At 62.5% G+C, this 13,977-nt stretch carries 13 protein-coding genes and 1 other RNA gene; 12 read left to right on the forward strand and 2 right to left on the reverse strand.

What is annotated here, in order from left to right; all coding sequences use genetic code 11:
- The first annotated feature begins 83 nt into the window (after nucleotides 1-83).
- Complete coding sequence (locus tag A7D17_RS08735) at nucleotides 84-488, forward strand: DUF6165 family protein (RefSeq protein WP_064508705.1); 405 nt, start codon at nucleotides 84-86, stop codon at nucleotides 486-488.
- A 180-nt stretch (nucleotides 489-668) separates the two neighbouring features.
- On the opposite strand, the gene A7D17_RS08740 is transcribed toward A7D17_RS08735, so the two are convergent.
- A complete protein-coding gene (locus tag A7D17_RS08740; protein WP_064508706.1) occupies nucleotides 669-1,736 on the reverse strand; it encodes a glycosyltransferase family 9 protein in 1,068 nt (355 codons plus the stop codon).
- A gap of 20 nt (nucleotides 1,737-1,756) precedes the next feature.
- On the opposite strand from A7D17_RS08740, the gene A7D17_RS08745 reads away from it, so the two are divergent.
- The 7 genes from A7D17_RS08745 to A7D17_RS08775 are packed head-to-tail and all read left to right on the forward strand — an operon-like array spanning nucleotide 1,757 to nucleotide 5,867.
- The gene (locus tag A7D17_RS08745; RefSeq protein WP_064508707.1) at nucleotides 1,757-2,506 is read left to right on the forward strand and encodes a 3-deoxy-D-manno-octulosonic acid kinase; all 750 of its coding nucleotides are present in this window, start codon (nucleotides 1,757-1,759) and stop codon (nucleotides 2,504-2,506) included.
- On the forward strand, nucleotides 2,506-3,255 hold the full coding sequence (locus tag A7D17_RS08750) for an MBL fold metallo-hydrolase (protein ID WP_064508708.1): 750 nt from the start codon (nucleotides 2,506-2,508) through the stop codon (nucleotides 3,253-3,255). The genes A7D17_RS08745 and A7D17_RS08750 overlap by 1 nt, the downstream gene beginning before the upstream one ends.
- Complete coding sequence (gene moaA / locus A7D17_RS08755; RefSeq protein ID WP_064508709.1) at nucleotides 3,255-4,286, forward strand: GTP 3',8-cyclase MoaA; 1,032 nt, start codon at nucleotides 3,255-3,257, stop codon at nucleotides 4,284-4,286. Before A7D17_RS08750 ends, moaA begins: the two co-directional genes overlap by 1 nt.
- Nucleotides 4,283-4,663 (forward strand): nuclear transport factor 2 family protein, encoded by a 381-nt coding sequence (locus A7D17_RS08760; protein WP_064508710.1) that lies wholly within the window; start codon nucleotides 4,283-4,285, stop codon nucleotides 4,661-4,663. The genes moaA and A7D17_RS08760 overlap by 4 nt, the downstream gene beginning before the upstream one ends.
- A 24-nt stretch (nucleotides 4,664-4,687) precedes the next feature.
- Nucleotides 4,688-5,185, forward strand: coding sequence for a cyclic pyranopterin monophosphate synthase MoaC (moaC, locus tag A7D17_RS08765; RefSeq protein WP_064508711.1), 498 nt, complete (start codon nucleotides 4,688-4,690; stop codon nucleotides 5,183-5,185).
- Nucleotides 5,182-5,427 (forward strand): molybdopterin converting factor subunit 1, encoded by a 246-nt coding sequence (gene moaD, locus A7D17_RS08770; RefSeq protein ID WP_064508712.1) that lies wholly within the window; start codon nucleotides 5,182-5,184, stop codon nucleotides 5,425-5,427. The genes moaC and moaD overlap by 4 nt, the downstream gene beginning before the upstream one ends.
- The gene (locus tag A7D17_RS08775; protein ID WP_064508713.1) at nucleotides 5,424-5,867 is read left to right on the forward strand and encodes a molybdenum cofactor biosynthesis protein MoaE; all 444 of its coding nucleotides are present in this window, start codon (nucleotides 5,424-5,426) and stop codon (nucleotides 5,865-5,867) included. The genes moaD and A7D17_RS08775 overlap by 4 nt, the downstream gene beginning before the upstream one ends.
- A gap of 177 nt (nucleotides 5,868-6,044) precedes the next feature.
- Here the strand turns inward: A7D17_RS08775 and ffs are convergent.
- Nucleotides 6,045-6,141: signal recognition particle sRNA small type (ffs, locus tag A7D17_RS08780), an RNA gene on the reverse strand.
- A 262-nt stretch (nucleotides 6,142-6,403) separates the two neighbouring features.
- Here ffs and A7D17_RS08785 point away from each other — a divergent pair.
- The 4 genes from A7D17_RS08785 to A7D17_RS08805 all read left to right on the forward strand — a co-directional run.
- Nucleotides 6,404-7,636 carry a tyrosine-type recombinase/integrase gene (locus A7D17_RS08785; RefSeq protein WP_005990061.1) on the forward strand — a complete coding sequence of 411 codons (1,233 nt, stop codon included), beginning with the start codon at nucleotides 6,404-6,406 and terminating at the stop codon, nucleotides 7,634-7,636.
- A gap of 245 nt (nucleotides 7,637-7,881) precedes the next feature.
- Nucleotides 7,882-8,793, forward strand: a complete 912-nt coding sequence (locus A7D17_RS22715; RefSeq protein WP_082861817.1) for a hypothetical protein — start codon at nucleotides 7,882-7,884, stop codon at nucleotides 8,791-8,793.
- 540 nt (nucleotides 8,794-9,333) lie between these two features.
- Nucleotides 9,334-9,975, forward strand: a complete 642-nt coding sequence (locus A7D17_RS08800; RefSeq protein ID WP_064508716.1) for a DUF1629 domain-containing protein — start codon at nucleotides 9,334-9,336, stop codon at nucleotides 9,973-9,975.
- A gap of 31 nt (nucleotides 9,976-10,006) precedes the next feature.
- The coding region (locus A7D17_RS08805) for an AHH domain-containing protein (RefSeq protein ID WP_064508731.1) at nucleotides 10,007-13,977 on the forward strand (3,971 nt) is incomplete at its 3' end.

Here is a 13,977-nt window from a genome sequence, read left to right on the forward strand (position 1 = left end):
CGCAAGGGGGCTTTTGTTTATGTGTGGCCATCGCTGCCTGCGGCGATGGCTACAATCCGCTCGATTCCCGTTGGAGGCCTGTCATGTCCGAGATCCTGGTGCCCGTGTCCTTTGGTGAGCTGCTCGACAAGATCGCGATCCTGCAGATCAAGTCTGAGCGCATGAGCGATGCAGCCAAGCTGGCCAATGTGCGCAATGAGCTGTCTGCGCTGGAAACCAGCTGGATGGCGCACCCGGCCGCCGGCCACGACATCGTGCGTCTGCGCGCGGAGCTGAAGGCCGTCAACGAGCGGCTGTGGGTGATCGAGGACGACATCCGGCTCAAGGAGCAGGCGCAGACCTTCGATGACGCCTTCGTGCAGCTCGCGCGCAGCGTATATATCGAAAACGACGAGCGTGCGCGGATCAAGAAGCAGATCAACCTGGCGCTGGGCTCGTCGTACGTGGAAGAGAAGTCCTACCAGGACTATCGCGCCAGCAAGGCCTGAGCGCCTGGTCCGGCCGATCGCGCCGCCGTGGTTTGGCGCGATCGATCCAAGCAGAGGCCGATTGCCGCATGGCGCGGCGGCATGCCTGCCGCTGTGCTTCAGGGTGATTGCCAGCGTGCGCGCGGTGTCGGTGCGCAAAGTGGCAGGACGCAGGCATTGTCTGACGCGCAGCCTTGGCGCCTATGTGTGCGCTTGGCCTTCGCCGGGATGGTCGGCGCGGTAGCGTTCGAAGGCGGCGATCGCGTCCTCGACGGTGATCAACGCCATCACGTCATCGAACTCGATCTTGGTGCCCCATCGCAGCTGGTCGGCCGGCGTGTGCAGGTACTTGCGCGCCGCCGCGTCGTAGCGGTCCACGCAATAGCGCACGTCCGAATACGGGCCGCTGCGCCGCGGATTGCTGGCCGCATGCAGTCCCAGCACCTTGGTGCCCATCGCATTGGCGATGTGCATCGGCCCCGAATCCGGCGTGACTACCAGATCCGCGCGGGCGAGCAGGGCGGGCAGCTGCTTGAGCGTGTCCTTGCCGACCAGGTCCAGCACCGGCGTGCGCGCGTTGGCGATGATGGCATCGGCGGTGCTGCGCTCCAGATCGCTGCGGCCGCCGCACAGGACGACGCGCCAGCCCTGCGCGGCCGCATGGTCGGCCAGGGCGGCATGCCGGTCCGGGTACCAGTTGCGCCTTGTGTGGCTGGAGCAGGGCGAGATCATCAGCACCGGACGACCATCGTCCTGCCACTGCGCCTGCGCCCAGGCATGTGCGTCCTCGGGCACTGGCAGATCCCAGCGCACCTGGCTCTGGCGCAGGCCCAGCGGCTCGGCAAAGCTGCCGATGGCGTCGAGTACGTGGATGCCGGGGCGGTCGGCGATGCGTTCGTTGACGAACAGGCCGTGCAGGTCCTTGGAGCGGCTGCGGTCGTAGCCGATGCGTCGGCGCGCCGGCACGAAGGCCGAGAGCACGTTCGCGCGCAACGCCACCTGCATCTGCAGCAGGGCATCGAAGCGACCCAGCGGCGCCAGCTGCTGGCGCAACGCGCGCATGCCGGCCACGCCACTGCGTTTGTCGTAGGCGTGGAACTGCACGCCGGGCAGGCCGTCGAGCAACTTCAGCCCGGCCTTGTCGATGATCCAGTGCAGCGCCGTCTGCGGGAAGCCCGCCTGCAGCGTGCGCACCAGCGGCACCACATGGGTGACGTCGCCCAGGGCGGACAAGCGCAGCAGGCACAGCGATGCAGGCGTTACAGCCATGGTGTTGTTAGACTCGATAGATGGTTTCTTTCGACGCCACCGAAGCGCTGACGCCGTACCGCGAGGGCCGCGGCTATGGTGCCATTCTGTTCGACCGCGAACGGCTGCGGCAAGCTGACGCCGGGCTGTTTTCGCCGCAGCGTTGGGGCGACAGGGCGCGGCCGGTCGATGAGGGCGGCCGCGGCGGGGCGTGGTTCGTGGATGCGCCGTTCGGTCGCAGCGTCTTGCGGCAATACCTGCGTGGCGGCATGGCGGCGCGCGTGAGCCGCGATCAGTACCTGTGGAAAGGCGCCGGACGCACGCGCAGTTTTGCCGAGTTCCGGCTGATGCGCGAGCTGATCAAGCGCAAGTTGCCGGTGCCGCGTCCGTTGGCGGCCTGCTATCTGCGCGAAGGCCTGGGCTACCGCGCGGCGCTGTTGATGGAGCGGCTGGAAAACGTGCGCTCGCTGGCCGATCACGCGCAGGTGGCCGGGCGCGGTGCACCGTGGGAGGCCACCGGCCAGCTGATTGCGCGCTTCCATCGTGCCGGGCTGGATCACGCCGATCTCAACGCCCACAACATCCTGTTCGATGCCGGGGGGCATGGCTGGTTGATCGATTTCGACCGCGGCGTGCTGCGCATCCCGGCCACGCGCTGGCGCGAGCGCAACCTCAAGCGGCTGCATCGTTCGCTGCTGAAGCTGCGCGGCAACCGCAGCCGCGAGGATGTCGACAAGGACTACGAGCGCCTGCATCGCGCCTACGAACTGGCCTGGGGCCGGGGCTACTGATGCAGTGGGCGTTGCGCGTGCAAGGGGTCGGCAATGCGTCGGCGGTGGCGCTCGGTTCGCCGATGGCCACGCTCGAGCGCGCCGGTGCGCCATGGCTGACCATCGATTGCGGGAGCGAGGGGCTCACTGCCTTTCAGGCGCAGTACGGCCAGCTACCGCAGGCAGTCTTCATTACCCACGTGCATCTGGACCATGTTGGCGGGCTGGAGCGGCTGTTCGTGGACAGTTATTTCTCCGAACGGCGTGGGCGCACGCGCCTGTACGTGCCGGCGCCAGTGGTCCCGTTGTTGCAGCGGCGCATCGCCGATTATCCGAATGTGCTGGCCGAGGGTGGGGCCAACTTCTGGGACGCGTTTCAGCTGGTGCCGGTAGGCGATGCGTTCTGGCACGACGGAGTGCGGCTGGAGGTGTTTCCGGTGCGCCATCATTGGCCGGAGACCGCCTACGGACTGCGCCTGCAGGGCGCGCTGGTATGGACCGGAGACACCCGGCCCATCCCGGAGATGCTGAAGCGTTACGCGTGCGACAACGAGCTGATTGCGCATGACTGCGGCGTTCACGGCAACCCGTCGCATACTGGCGTGGACGATTTGGAGCGGGAGTACCCGCAGGACCTGTTGAGCCGCATGCTGCTGTACCACTACGCCAGCGATGCCGACGGCGACGTGCTGCGCGCGCGTGGTCATCGCGTGGCCGTGCCTGGGCAACATCTGGCGCTGGCGGACCCGACCGCCGCCATGGTGCGCTGATGGGCGCCCTGACGCTGCCGACGCTGGCCGGTGCCCCCATGCAGGACCGCTATGGCCGCCCACTGCGCGATTTGCGCCTGTCGGTGATCGAGGCCTGCAACTTCCGTTGCGGCTACTGCATGCCGGCCGACCGTGTGCCCGACGATTACGGCCTGGACGCGCAGCAGCGACTGAGTTTCGATCAGCTGGAGACGCTGGTGCGCTCCTTCGTGGCTGTGGGCGTCACCAAGCTGCGCCTGACCGGCGGCGAGCCGCTGCTGCGGCGTGGCCTGCCTAGCCTGATTGCGCGTCTGGCGGTGATCGATGGCATCGAAGACCTGGCGCTGACCACCAACGGTGCCCTGCTTGCGCGGCAGGCCCAGGCGTTGCGTGATGCCGGTCTGCGCCGGATCACGGTGAGCATGGACGCGCTGGACCCTGCGTTGTTCAGGCGCATGAGCGGTGGGCGCGGTGAGATCGCGCAGGTATTGGGCGGCATTGCTGCGGCCGAACGGGCCGGGTTCGAGCGGCTGAAGATCAACTGCGTGGTGCAGCGCGGCGTCAACGAGGACCAGGTGTTGCCGCTGGTGGAGCACTTCCGGGGCAGCGGGCATGTGCTGCGCTTCATTGAATTCATGGACGTGGGCAGCTGCAACGGCTGGACGCCGGACGCGGTGGTGAGCTCGGCGCAGCTGCATGCGCGCATCCACGCGCGCTGGCCGTTGCAGGCGCTGGATGCCAACTACATCGGCGAGGTCGCGCAGCGTCACGCGTTTGCCGATGGTGCCGGCGAGGTGGGGTTTGTCAGTTCGGTCAGCGTGCCGTTCTGCGGCGATTGCCAGCGTGCACGCGTGTCGGCCGATGGACATCTGTACACCTGCCTGTTCGCCAGCCAGGGCCATGACCTCAAGCCGGCACTGGCCGAAGGCGAGCAGGGGCTGGCGACGCATCTGCGGCAGCGCTGGAGTCTGCGCGGTGACCGCTACAGCGAAGTGCGGGCATCGGCGCCGCGTCGCGGCAAGCCGGTCGAGATGTTCCTGATCGGCGGATGAGCGAGGACGCGCTGCTGGCTCAGCTGCGCATGTTGGGACTGCGTCTGCTCGATCCGCAGCTGCGGGCCGATGTGCAGGCGTTGGAAGCGCTGCTCGATCCGGCGTTAGTCGAATTCGGTGCGTCGGGCCGTCGGTACACGCGCAGCGAGGTGATAGCGGCCTTGCGCGCCCCCGGTGTTGCTGACGACTACCCCGCCGATGGCTTTGAGTGCGTGCGGCTCGCATCGGATCTTGCGCAGTTGCGCTATCGGTCGATGGGTCGCCGTCAGGGTGTCGAGCGGGAGGCATTGCGCAGCTCGTTGTGGCGCAGGAATGCTGACCGATGGCAGTTGCTGTTCCATCAAGGCACCCCGTTCACCGAGAATGCCGCATCCTGATTGCCTGTCTTCGCGTCGCTTCCCATGCCTGCAAAATCCCGTTCCGCCCGCCTGACCCACCTCGACGATGCCGGGCTTCCCACCATGGTGGATGTCTCGGACAAGGTGGTCACCGCCCGTAGCGCCACCGCGGAAAGCCGCGTGCGGTTTCCGGCCGCCGTGGCCGCACAGCTGCGCGCCAACGGCTTGCGCAGCGCCAAGGGCGGCATCGTGGAAACCGCAGTGATTGCCGGCACCATGGCGGTCAAGCGTACGCACGAGCTCATTCCATTCTGCCATCCGCTACCGATCGATGCGTGTCGTTTCGAGATCGACTGGGCCGGCGAGCAGGTGCTGGACATCCGTTGCACGGTGCGTTGCGTGCATCGTACCGGCGTGGAAATGGAGGCGCTTACCGGTGCCAGCGTGGCCGCGTTGACGGTCTATGACATGTGCAAGGCGTTATCGCACAGCATGAGCATCGGTCCGACCAGGCTGGTCTCCAAGCGTGGCGGGAAGCGCGATATCGGAGCGACGCAATGACTGCGACGGTGAGGGTGCTGTATTTCGCCAGCCTGCGCGAGGCGGCGGGCGTGGCCGACGAGCGCGTGCAGTCCGATGCACAGAGCTTGCGTGGCCTGTACGCTGAGCTCGATGCGCGGCACGGCCTGCGCTGGACACCAGCGCAATTGCGGGTGGCCGTGGATGGTGCGTTCGCGCGCTGGGAGGATGCGCTGCGCGACGGCAGCGAAGTGGTGTTCATTCCGCCGGTGTCGGGAGGTTGAGCATGAGCGATCAGATGGCCGCAGTGTTTGCGTTGTCCGATGTCCCGTTGCCGCTCGACCATCTGCGCCGCGGGATGGAACATCCGCATGCCGGTGCCTTTGCCAGCTTCGAAGGCTGGGTGCGCAATCACAATGACGGTCGCACTGTCGCCGGGCTGCGCTACGAGGCGTACGCCTCGCTGGCGCAAGCCGAAGGCCAGCGTGTGCTGGACGAGGCGATGCAACGGTTTTCCATCGTGCACGCGCACTGCGTGCACCGCGTGGGCGAGCTGCGCATCGGCGACATGGCGGTGTGGGTGGGCGTGAGTGCGGCGCACCGCAGCGCAGCCTTCGATGCATGCCGTTTCATCATCGACGAGGTCAAGGCGCGCGTGCCGATCTGGAAGCACGAGCATTACCTCGAAGGCGATGCGGGTTGGCTGCATCCCGAGTCGCAATGAGGTCGATATGGGGGTGTTGCACCCTCGTGGGCGCAGGCCTCAACAGGCCTGAGCGCAGGCAATGTGGCGGGCTTGAACTGCTGCCGGTGGCTTGATCGCCGGCTTGATCGCCGACGACAGCGCACACATCGCCACGGCGCGTGTGGTTTGCGGAGCAGTCGGGGGATTGGGGTGGTGTCCCCGCCGGTTGACCTCGGCGCCCGCATCAATCGATACCGTTGCTGCCTTCCGGCCCTGGCGGGATTTTCGATCTAGCGTCGCGAGGGACCGACGGGGCCACCATAAGACGTGGGCCAGTGGCATGGCCCGGATCTGCTGCGACCGAGTGGTCGCGCACATCATGAATCTGGCGGAGAGAGGGGCTGCTTGGGGAACACCCAACGCGGTCCAGACATCCTCAACTAAAAAGAATTTTAGCACGCAGTTCAGAAGCTTAGCTACTACTGCACGCCAATCAAGTCCAACGACACCCAAGGGCAGCGAACATAGGATGGCATACTGGATGGCATACCGGAAACAAGAGATCGAGGAAGGGCATGGCTTTGATCACAGATGCTAAGGCTCGCAGCATGAGCCCGGGTGGTCAGGCTGTCCCGCACGGAGGCATAACTGGTCTGACCCTGCATCCCTCGCCGTCACAGAAGGGGCAGGGAAAATGGGTACTGCGCTACGTAAGCCCTATCACGGGCAAGCGACGCAATGCCGGCCTAGGGGCCTATCCCGAGGTGGGGATAGCTTTGGCGGGTAAGCTGGCCCGTGAAATGCGCGAGCAGATCGCCGGTGGGCAGGATCCTTTGGAGTCCAAGGCAACTGACCGCGCCAAGCCGAAAACACCAACCTTCCAGGAAGCAGCAGTGCAGCTACACGGAGAACTGAAGCCCGGGTGGAAGAATCCCAAGCACGCACAACAATGGCTCAATACGTTGACCGAGTACGCGTTCCCGCAGGTCGGGTCCCATCCCATCGATCAATTGCAGCCCCGACACATTGCAGATGTCCTCCGTCCCATCTGGCTCGACAAAGCAGAGACAGCAAGTCGCGTAAAGCAACGTCTACACGCGGTAATGGCCTGGGGTTGGGCGCACGGATTTAACCAAGTCAACCCTGTCGATGTCGTAACACACCTGCTCCCGCTACAACCAGGAAAAGCAGTCAGACAGGAGCATCAACCAGCAATGCCTTGGGCGAAGATCCCATCCTTCGTCAGTGCAGAGCTTGCTGGAGCGGGCGAGTACGAAGTCACGAGAAATGCCTTGCTATTCCTCATTCTGAACGCTAGTCGTTCTGGCGAGGTGCGTGGGATGACCTGGGCGGAAGTTAACTTTCACGAGAAGCTATGGACGATCCCGGCTGTTCGTATGAAGTCCAAGCAACATCATCGAGTTCCGTTGTCGGAACAGTCTCTCGAACTGCTAAAGCGCCAGAACGGCCATCACGACGAGCTTGTCTTTCCATCTGTACAGGCTCGTTCCGTCATGTCAGATATGACGCTAACAGCACTTCTGCGTAGGACGGATGCACCGAGCGACACGGCTGGGCGAATTGCGACCGCCCACGGGTTCCGCTCGAGCTTTCGCGACTGGTGCAGCGAGCAAGGGTATGCGCGTGACCTCGCAGAGCGGGCATTGGCGCACACGGTGAAGGACAAGGTAGAGGCGGCCTACCACCGTACAGATCTCTTGGAGCAACGTCGTCCGATGATGCAGGCCTGGGCCGACTTCATTCACCCACGTGCGACCAAGATCAGGAAGAGGATATCACCCGCATGACTCCGGGATCGCCACACATTCGAGTCCGGTCCTTAGTCAGTGTACTTGATGGGAACGACCCTGTTGAGTTCATTCACAGGCTCCTTCGAGCTGGGTACGACAGGTTTTATGTAAAGGTCCCGAAGGGATTCCGGATCAGCCTTATCCCCACTGACCCTTTTCCTCCTGGGTACCAGCTTTGGGGAAACCGGCAATCCACCCAAGGCCATGCACGACCTCATGGCAATCAGGACCAGATACGTTACATGCAGCTCGATACACCTCAGTTGCGCGAGCTTCTTGAGTATCCCCCCGTCGTTTTGCGCCAATTCAACGCGGGAGGTCTGGAGTCCGCGTCGACCCACGATGGCATTCCTTCAATCGAGTTTAAATATCGGAAGGGTTTTCTAGGTGGTCTCCTGCCCACTGAGGGGTCCATCGCCGACAAGGTGCCAACACAGTTTGATGCCAGCTCTGGCGCTCCTACGGTCGTGAAGGTATTGAATCGCATCAGAAGCCAGTATTCGTACATTCTTCACGGTGTCAGTTTCAAGGATGTTTTTATTGATGCGCTGGCACTCGGTGACGCTTTGAAAAGTAGGTTGCCTGCTAAGGACGTGTCTCTGGCAGTCTGTGAAGATGTACCGGATGATCCTTATGGACTGAAGGACTCGTCGCCATTAGTCTATGAGATTCTCCGCAGAGCCAGTCGAAATCGAGACAAGACACGCAGTGAGATCGATGTGCCATCGCTTGCAGCAGAATTTCGAAAGTTGAATGCCGGGTACAATAAAAATCCCAAACCTTTCAACGACGGGCGGCATAATTTTGCGGCTATGCTTTCAAAGCCGAAGCACAAGTATTCGTCCGACGGCCTTGGGGAGATTGACCCTCCCGAAGAGACCGTAGAGGTTCCTGCTGATAAATTCCTCGATCAGGGTTTCATCAATCAAAATCTCAGAAAACTCCTTTACGCCGCCTGTCGTTGGAGTGGTAGAAAGGACCCAGCTCTTGGGGGCGATCGGGAGAAGTTGGTGGATCTCTTGGTTGGGCTTGGCTTTTTTGACCGGGAAGACAGCGACCAGGTGCAGTCGTTGGTTTACTTCATTACAGGTGAAAAGTACAAGCGAAACAAGCACAAAAGCGAATTTAGGCATATCCGCAGCGACCGATCATGATACCAAGTCGGAAGGTGGATAACGGACACCCACGTCAACATACATGTATCCATGAATCGCCCAGGCATTCCCGTGAGGCTCGTTTATTTGAGCCACCTACATGCGACCACACCTGGCTGGCCGCAGCAGCGGCTGAAACTCGCCATCGGTAAATTTTTGCGCTTGCGGCGCCGGGCCTGCAACTGCTGCTCGCGGGACAGCGCTCCACGCGCTTACAGTTCACGCTGCGGTCTTCCCGTCGGAACTGCTGAGCTGAAATACTCACAAGGAAGGGATGTCCAGCCGTTTCTAACCAACGCAGGCTTGGGGCAATCTGTAACTGAGCCAAGCCGATCGGAGGGGCACCGAGCGCCTGCAGTGAGACTTCGGTCTTTTGGGCATCAAGGTTGCTGGGCTAACGGACCATCGGTGGCCTGCAGAACGTCGGCCTTGCGGCAAGGTGGGCAGTTGCCTGATGCTCCGCGACCTGTTGCGGGAAGGTGGAGGAGTTAAGCTGTTGACGGAAGTTGAGATCACTGCATCAAAGATGAGGCGAAACGTATGCAATCAACAAGACCTAATCAGCCAACGCCGGGTGCCTTCTATATGTTCGTGTCGGACATGGAGAGCAACAGGCCGCGCTGCGGAGTTAGGTTCAACAATCTCCGCCAGCTGCTTTCGCCACCGTGTGTGATCCTGCGTCCGCAAGAAGGCGGGTTCCCCTCGATGCTCGAGCAACCGCAGATGACCTATGACCCCAGTGCAGGTCCCGAGCCTCGTGATCTGGAGCCAGGCTTCGGCGGCTATTGGTTGGTGTCTGAGCAACTCCATGATGTCATGTGCTCGGTCGATCCAAATGCCTTCGCATTCACTGAGGTGGACTACCGTTTGGCCGATGGCATCAAGGGCCCGCGTCGTTTCTTATGCGACGTTGTTCGAGAGATGGATGCTTTGGATGAAAGATTGTCGAGGCTTAAGATTAAGGTCAATGACGATTATGTGCGTGGGAAGTTCTATTCGTTTGGGGGCGGAGCCAGCCTTGCCTTCCGAAATGAAGTCTTGGGACAGTCGCATGTGTTCCGGTTGCCGTTTAATCCATCTGTGTTCTGTGACCGGACGTTTAAGGACGCTGTTCACGAAGCCGGAATACCTGGCGAGGCAGAACTCAGCGGCATCTCTTTCATTGACGCATCGGATATCTGATCCATCAGCTGACAAGGACGGACCCTAGATCATGGCAGGCAAGCCCCTCTTTCAGCAGCATCACGGTGTCGATCAGAAGTCGTTTGAGATTGATCCTTTATTACAGGTGCTTGTCGACAACGGCCGGTTAAATAAGGATGCGGCCACTAATCTGATTAATTTGCCAAACGACAAAGCCCTTGCCCGTGCCATTGGGGTTACGCCACATACAGGACGCCATATCAAAGAATATTCTCTTGGTATGAAAGATGCCCTTGAAGATTTGGCATCTACGAAAGATGGGCAGGCGATATTGCTCCAAAAGCCGGATCCTGATGCCTTAGATCGAGTCGCGCTTAAGGTCCAACGATTGAGCGACACCGTGCAGGTTGCGCTCATCAATGGCGACTTGCGCACCAACAAAGCGCTGGGGCAAACGATAGACCAAACTCGAGCTCTCACTCGGGCATTCTTCGGTGGCCCGGACAGCTACGCGGCCCAGAACGCAACGCAGCTGGATGCACACGCTCAGGCCAGTGCCAATGCACGCCAATGGGGCGGAGTGACACACAACGAAGGCCGTATCGTTTCCACGTTGCAGCACTTTCACAGCGCTGGACAGCCGCTGCTGGCTGGCGGCAACCTCGATCTCCAGCGCCATGGGCTATCCCAGGCCATCGCCGACGCTTACCACAATGGCCGCTTGACCATGTCACCCGGTGGCGTGGCTGTAGTGGAGAACACCTTGGGCGAGGAAGCCGCCAGACCTTTGCGAGTTCCTCGCGGTCAAAGCGGTGCCGCGTCCATGGAAGTGTTGCTCGGCAATGCCTCGGCCAGAACCCTGGTGCGTTCGGGTGGCTTGCTGGCGACTGGCGCAGATGCGGTTTTGGCAGCACGCCGCTCGGCCGAGTTGCTGGAACAAGGCAATGCCACTGCCGCGCAGTCCGAGGTCACCCATGCTTTGGCGCGCAATGTCGGCGGCTGGGCCGGTGGCGCGTCTACCGCCGCCGCGATTGGTGGCAGCGGCTTCGTGCCTGCGGCGTTGGTGGTGGGCGACGCGCTGTTGATGAGCAAGGCGTTCGACAAAGGCGCCGATTTGCTGGACAACCGCGCCATCTACCACCAGACCGACAAAGAGGACGTGGAGTGGAATTTCAACGGTCGCAACTTCCAGCGCGAAGCCGGCATTGACCTCGCCCAGGATGGCCGCCGCACGTCGGGCGAGCAGCCCGTGGTTGCAAGCTATGAGAAATCGCAGGAGCTGGGTGCCCTGGCCAACGCGAAGGCGGTGGAGCTGGCGTTGGGCAAAGCACCGCAGCCCCAGAACCCGTTCAACCTCCCCGCACGGGCAAGCGACCAAGTGGGATTGGACAACCCGAATTGGGAGCGCAATCCCGAGCGTCAGACTTGGGAGCGCCAGGTCAGGACCACCGCGTCCGGCACCGATGAGATTGGCAGCTACGCCCTCCAACTCGCGCCCCCGGAACGCGTGCAGCAACTCAACCAGGAGGCGTTGGCACGCATCGAGAGCAACATCGCCACGGGGCGCGAAGCCATTGCCGCCGCTTACCTGGAAAACCACGCCGCGCAGCGCGCCGGCGACTATGGAGTGGAAGTGCCGGCGGCGGTGCAAGCTGCCCAGGCCAAGCCGGACCGGGTTCAAGGCCACGATGGTCAGGCCTACCACCGCAACGAGGCTGGGCAGTGGCTTGGAAAGGAAGGGCTGGCGACCGGCAACCTGGCGGCGGAGCTGGAGCTCACCAACCAGATGCGCCAGGCCTCGCTGGAGCGCGCTCAGGAAACCCTGGCGGCGATTGAGGCGCTTCCCGCGCCTACGGCGGCGCAGATGGAGCAGAACGAGCTGCTGCACCGCTACCGGGCTGCCGGCGTTGATTTGAACGTCAACCCGCAGACCCAGCAGGCCGTGGCGCTGGCTTCGCAGCGAACCATTGACGCCAACGGCATCACCGGGCCGACGATGCAGCAGTTGCAGCGCAACGAGTCCGGGCAATACGGCTATGACAGCCCCATCGCACACCTCCAGCGCGGCAGCGATGGGGTCACTCGCGTGGTAGCTGTCACCAGCAGCGACGACATCCGGAAGGCGTTGAGTGAGGCGCAAGGTAGTCGACGAGAGTCGCCAACCCTTGCACGGGCACCCGAAGTGACGGGGGAGACAGACAGCTCTACGTCTGACTCTTCCAATCCGCATCAGGTGCTCGACATTCAGGCGCGCATGCAGGCATCTGTTGCGGCACAGGCGCGGCAAGAGCGCGAACAGCAAGATCGCCTTGCACAGGAGCAGCATGCCGCACTGGTGCGCGAGCACCTCCAGCAGGCACAGCCAGAGCGCGAAGATCAGTCGCCGAGCGAGCAGGCCATCCAGGCGCACGCGATGCTGGAAGGTCAACGCCAAGCGGAGCAGCAACGCGAACAGGAAGAGCGCCAGGTGCAGGAGCGCCAAACGCAAACCAGCCAACAGCGCCAGCTCCAGGAGCGTGAGGGAAGGGATGCCCAGCAACGTCAGGCGCAGGAACGCCAAGCCGAGGACAACCGGCAGCGGGAACAGCAAGACCGCCAGGCTCAAGAGGCCCAACGAGTTGAGGTTCAGGAAGGTCAGTCTCGGAAAGCGCAGCAGCAGGACCAACGCCAGCAAGCCTCGCAGCAACCGGACACTCAGACGCGTGCTCCAGATGCCGCGCTGGCTCAACAAACGACGCGTGCTGAGTTACAGCAGGAGGATGCGCGTCAGCAGCCAGAGGTCCAGAACCGACAGGCGGGCGACTACCTGGCTCACAACACACCTGACCCACTGAAGCAAACGCCCGGTCCAGGCGATGCGCAGCCGGGACAAGCACAAGGAGTGGAGCGCGCGCTGGAAATGCAGGCGGTGGAGAATCGCGCCGCCACGCGTCTTCAAGTGGCTTCATCCGAGAGTTCAGAATCTCGCAGCCACCTTCCGCAAAGCGCAGAGGCCAATGTGGTGCCGCCAGCACTGCATCACCAGGCGCAACCGCAGCAAGGAGAGATGGAGCAAGCGTCGGTTCGTCAGCAAGACGTGGCGCGTGAGCAGGGTGCGGAGCGGGTTCGCGTCATGACCCCAACAACGTCTGCTTCAGAAGAACCGATGATTGCATCGCAGTCCGCGGGGTCTTCCACTTCTGCGCGACATGAGGAGACAGAGCAGCCCCGTGCCTCAGATGTTTCGCTCGCTAAGCATGGGGCGGCTTTGCTGGCCCCAACAACTCTCGCGCAAACATACGGGCAATCGCTGGCAGATAGCGTAGAGAATCGCTTTCCCACGGAGCCAGCAGGCGCGGAAAGCCAGCTGGCCCAATCGACCCCGGCGCAGGAATGCAACGTCGCAGATCCGGGCGGAGCCCTGTTCTTGGAAGAGACCATGCGCTCGTTGCGTCAACTGCAGCAGGAGATTGAGGCGGCGGATCGGGAAGATGAACGCTTCCACAAGGAATGGAGGGAGTATCGCGAGCGCGGAGAACCCTATCCCTTCGTTCGCGACGGCGCGCGAGACCAGGAAAGTGGAAACATTGATGCATTCAGCGCACACCAACCAGGTCGCCGCTCGCCCAGTGAAGCTGCTGAGCAAACCGATGCCTTTCCACCTCTAGCTCAGCGCTCCACCGGTCCAGCGGGAGGGGATGCGCCAAACGACTCGTTGAAAGCTGAGCGGAAATCCATCACGGGTGACCCGGACGTGGACGAGGTCCTCTACGCGCTCGACAGCAAGAACGAGCTGGCGATCGAGCAGGCCTTAAATCGGGTGGCCAACAGCGCAGCGACGCAGGCACTGATCAAAAGAGGCAACGAGTTCCTGGAAGCGCAGGCCCAGCAGGAGGCCCAGAAGCACGTCGCTACACGCCAGGCGTTGGGAATGGATGTCTCAGCGGAGATCAACACCAGCCGCGGGCCGGTGATGGTGATGACCTTGCCGGAGTTCGCCAAGGGGCCGATGCAGAGCGGTCCCCAAGGGGACGGCGGGGGAGGTGGTGACGGCGGTGGGGG

This window comes from Xanthomonas floridensis, assembly GCF_001642575.1.
Lineage (GTDB): Bacteria > Pseudomonadota > Gammaproteobacteria > Xanthomonadales > Xanthomonadaceae > Xanthomonas > Xanthomonas floridensis.

Coding starts and splice junctions, on each gene's coding strand:
- A7D17_RS08800 (WP_064508716.1), top strand. CDS start 9,334: ATGCAATCAACAAGACCTAATCAGCCAACGCCGGGTGCCTTCTATATG.
- A7D17_RS08740 (WP_064508706.1), bottom strand. CDS start 1,736: ATGGCTGTAACGCCTGCATCGCTGTGCCTGCTGCGCTTGTCCGCCCTG.
- A7D17_RS08750 (WP_064508708.1), top strand. CDS start 2,506: ATGCAGTGGGCGTTGCGCGTGCAAGGGGTCGGCAATGCGTCGGCGGTG.
- A7D17_RS08735 (WP_064508705.1), top strand. CDS start 84: ATGTCCGAGATCCTGGTGCCCGTGTCCTTTGGTGAGCTGCTCGACAAG.
- A7D17_RS08785 (WP_005990061.1), top strand. CDS start 6,404: ATGGCTTTGATCACAGATGCTAAGGCTCGCAGCATGAGCCCGGGTGGT.
- moaA (WP_064508709.1), top strand. CDS start 3,255: ATGGGCGCCCTGACGCTGCCGACGCTGGCCGGTGCCCCCATGCAGGAC.
- A7D17_RS08760 (WP_064508710.1), top strand. CDS start 4,283: ATGAGCGAGGACGCGCTGCTGGCTCAGCTGCGCATGTTGGGACTGCGT.
- A7D17_RS08745 (WP_064508707.1), top strand. CDS start 1,757: ATGGTTTCTTTCGACGCCACCGAAGCGCTGACGCCGTACCGCGAGGGC.
- A7D17_RS22715 (WP_082861817.1), top strand. CDS start 7,882: ATGCAGCTCGATACACCTCAGTTGCGCGAGCTTCTTGAGTATCCCCCC.
- moaD (WP_064508712.1), top strand. CDS start 5,182: ATGACTGCGACGGTGAGGGTGCTGTATTTCGCCAGCCTGCGCGAGGCG.
- moaC (WP_064508711.1), top strand. CDS start 4,688: ATGCCTGCAAAATCCCGTTCCGCCCGCCTGACCCACCTCGACGATGCC.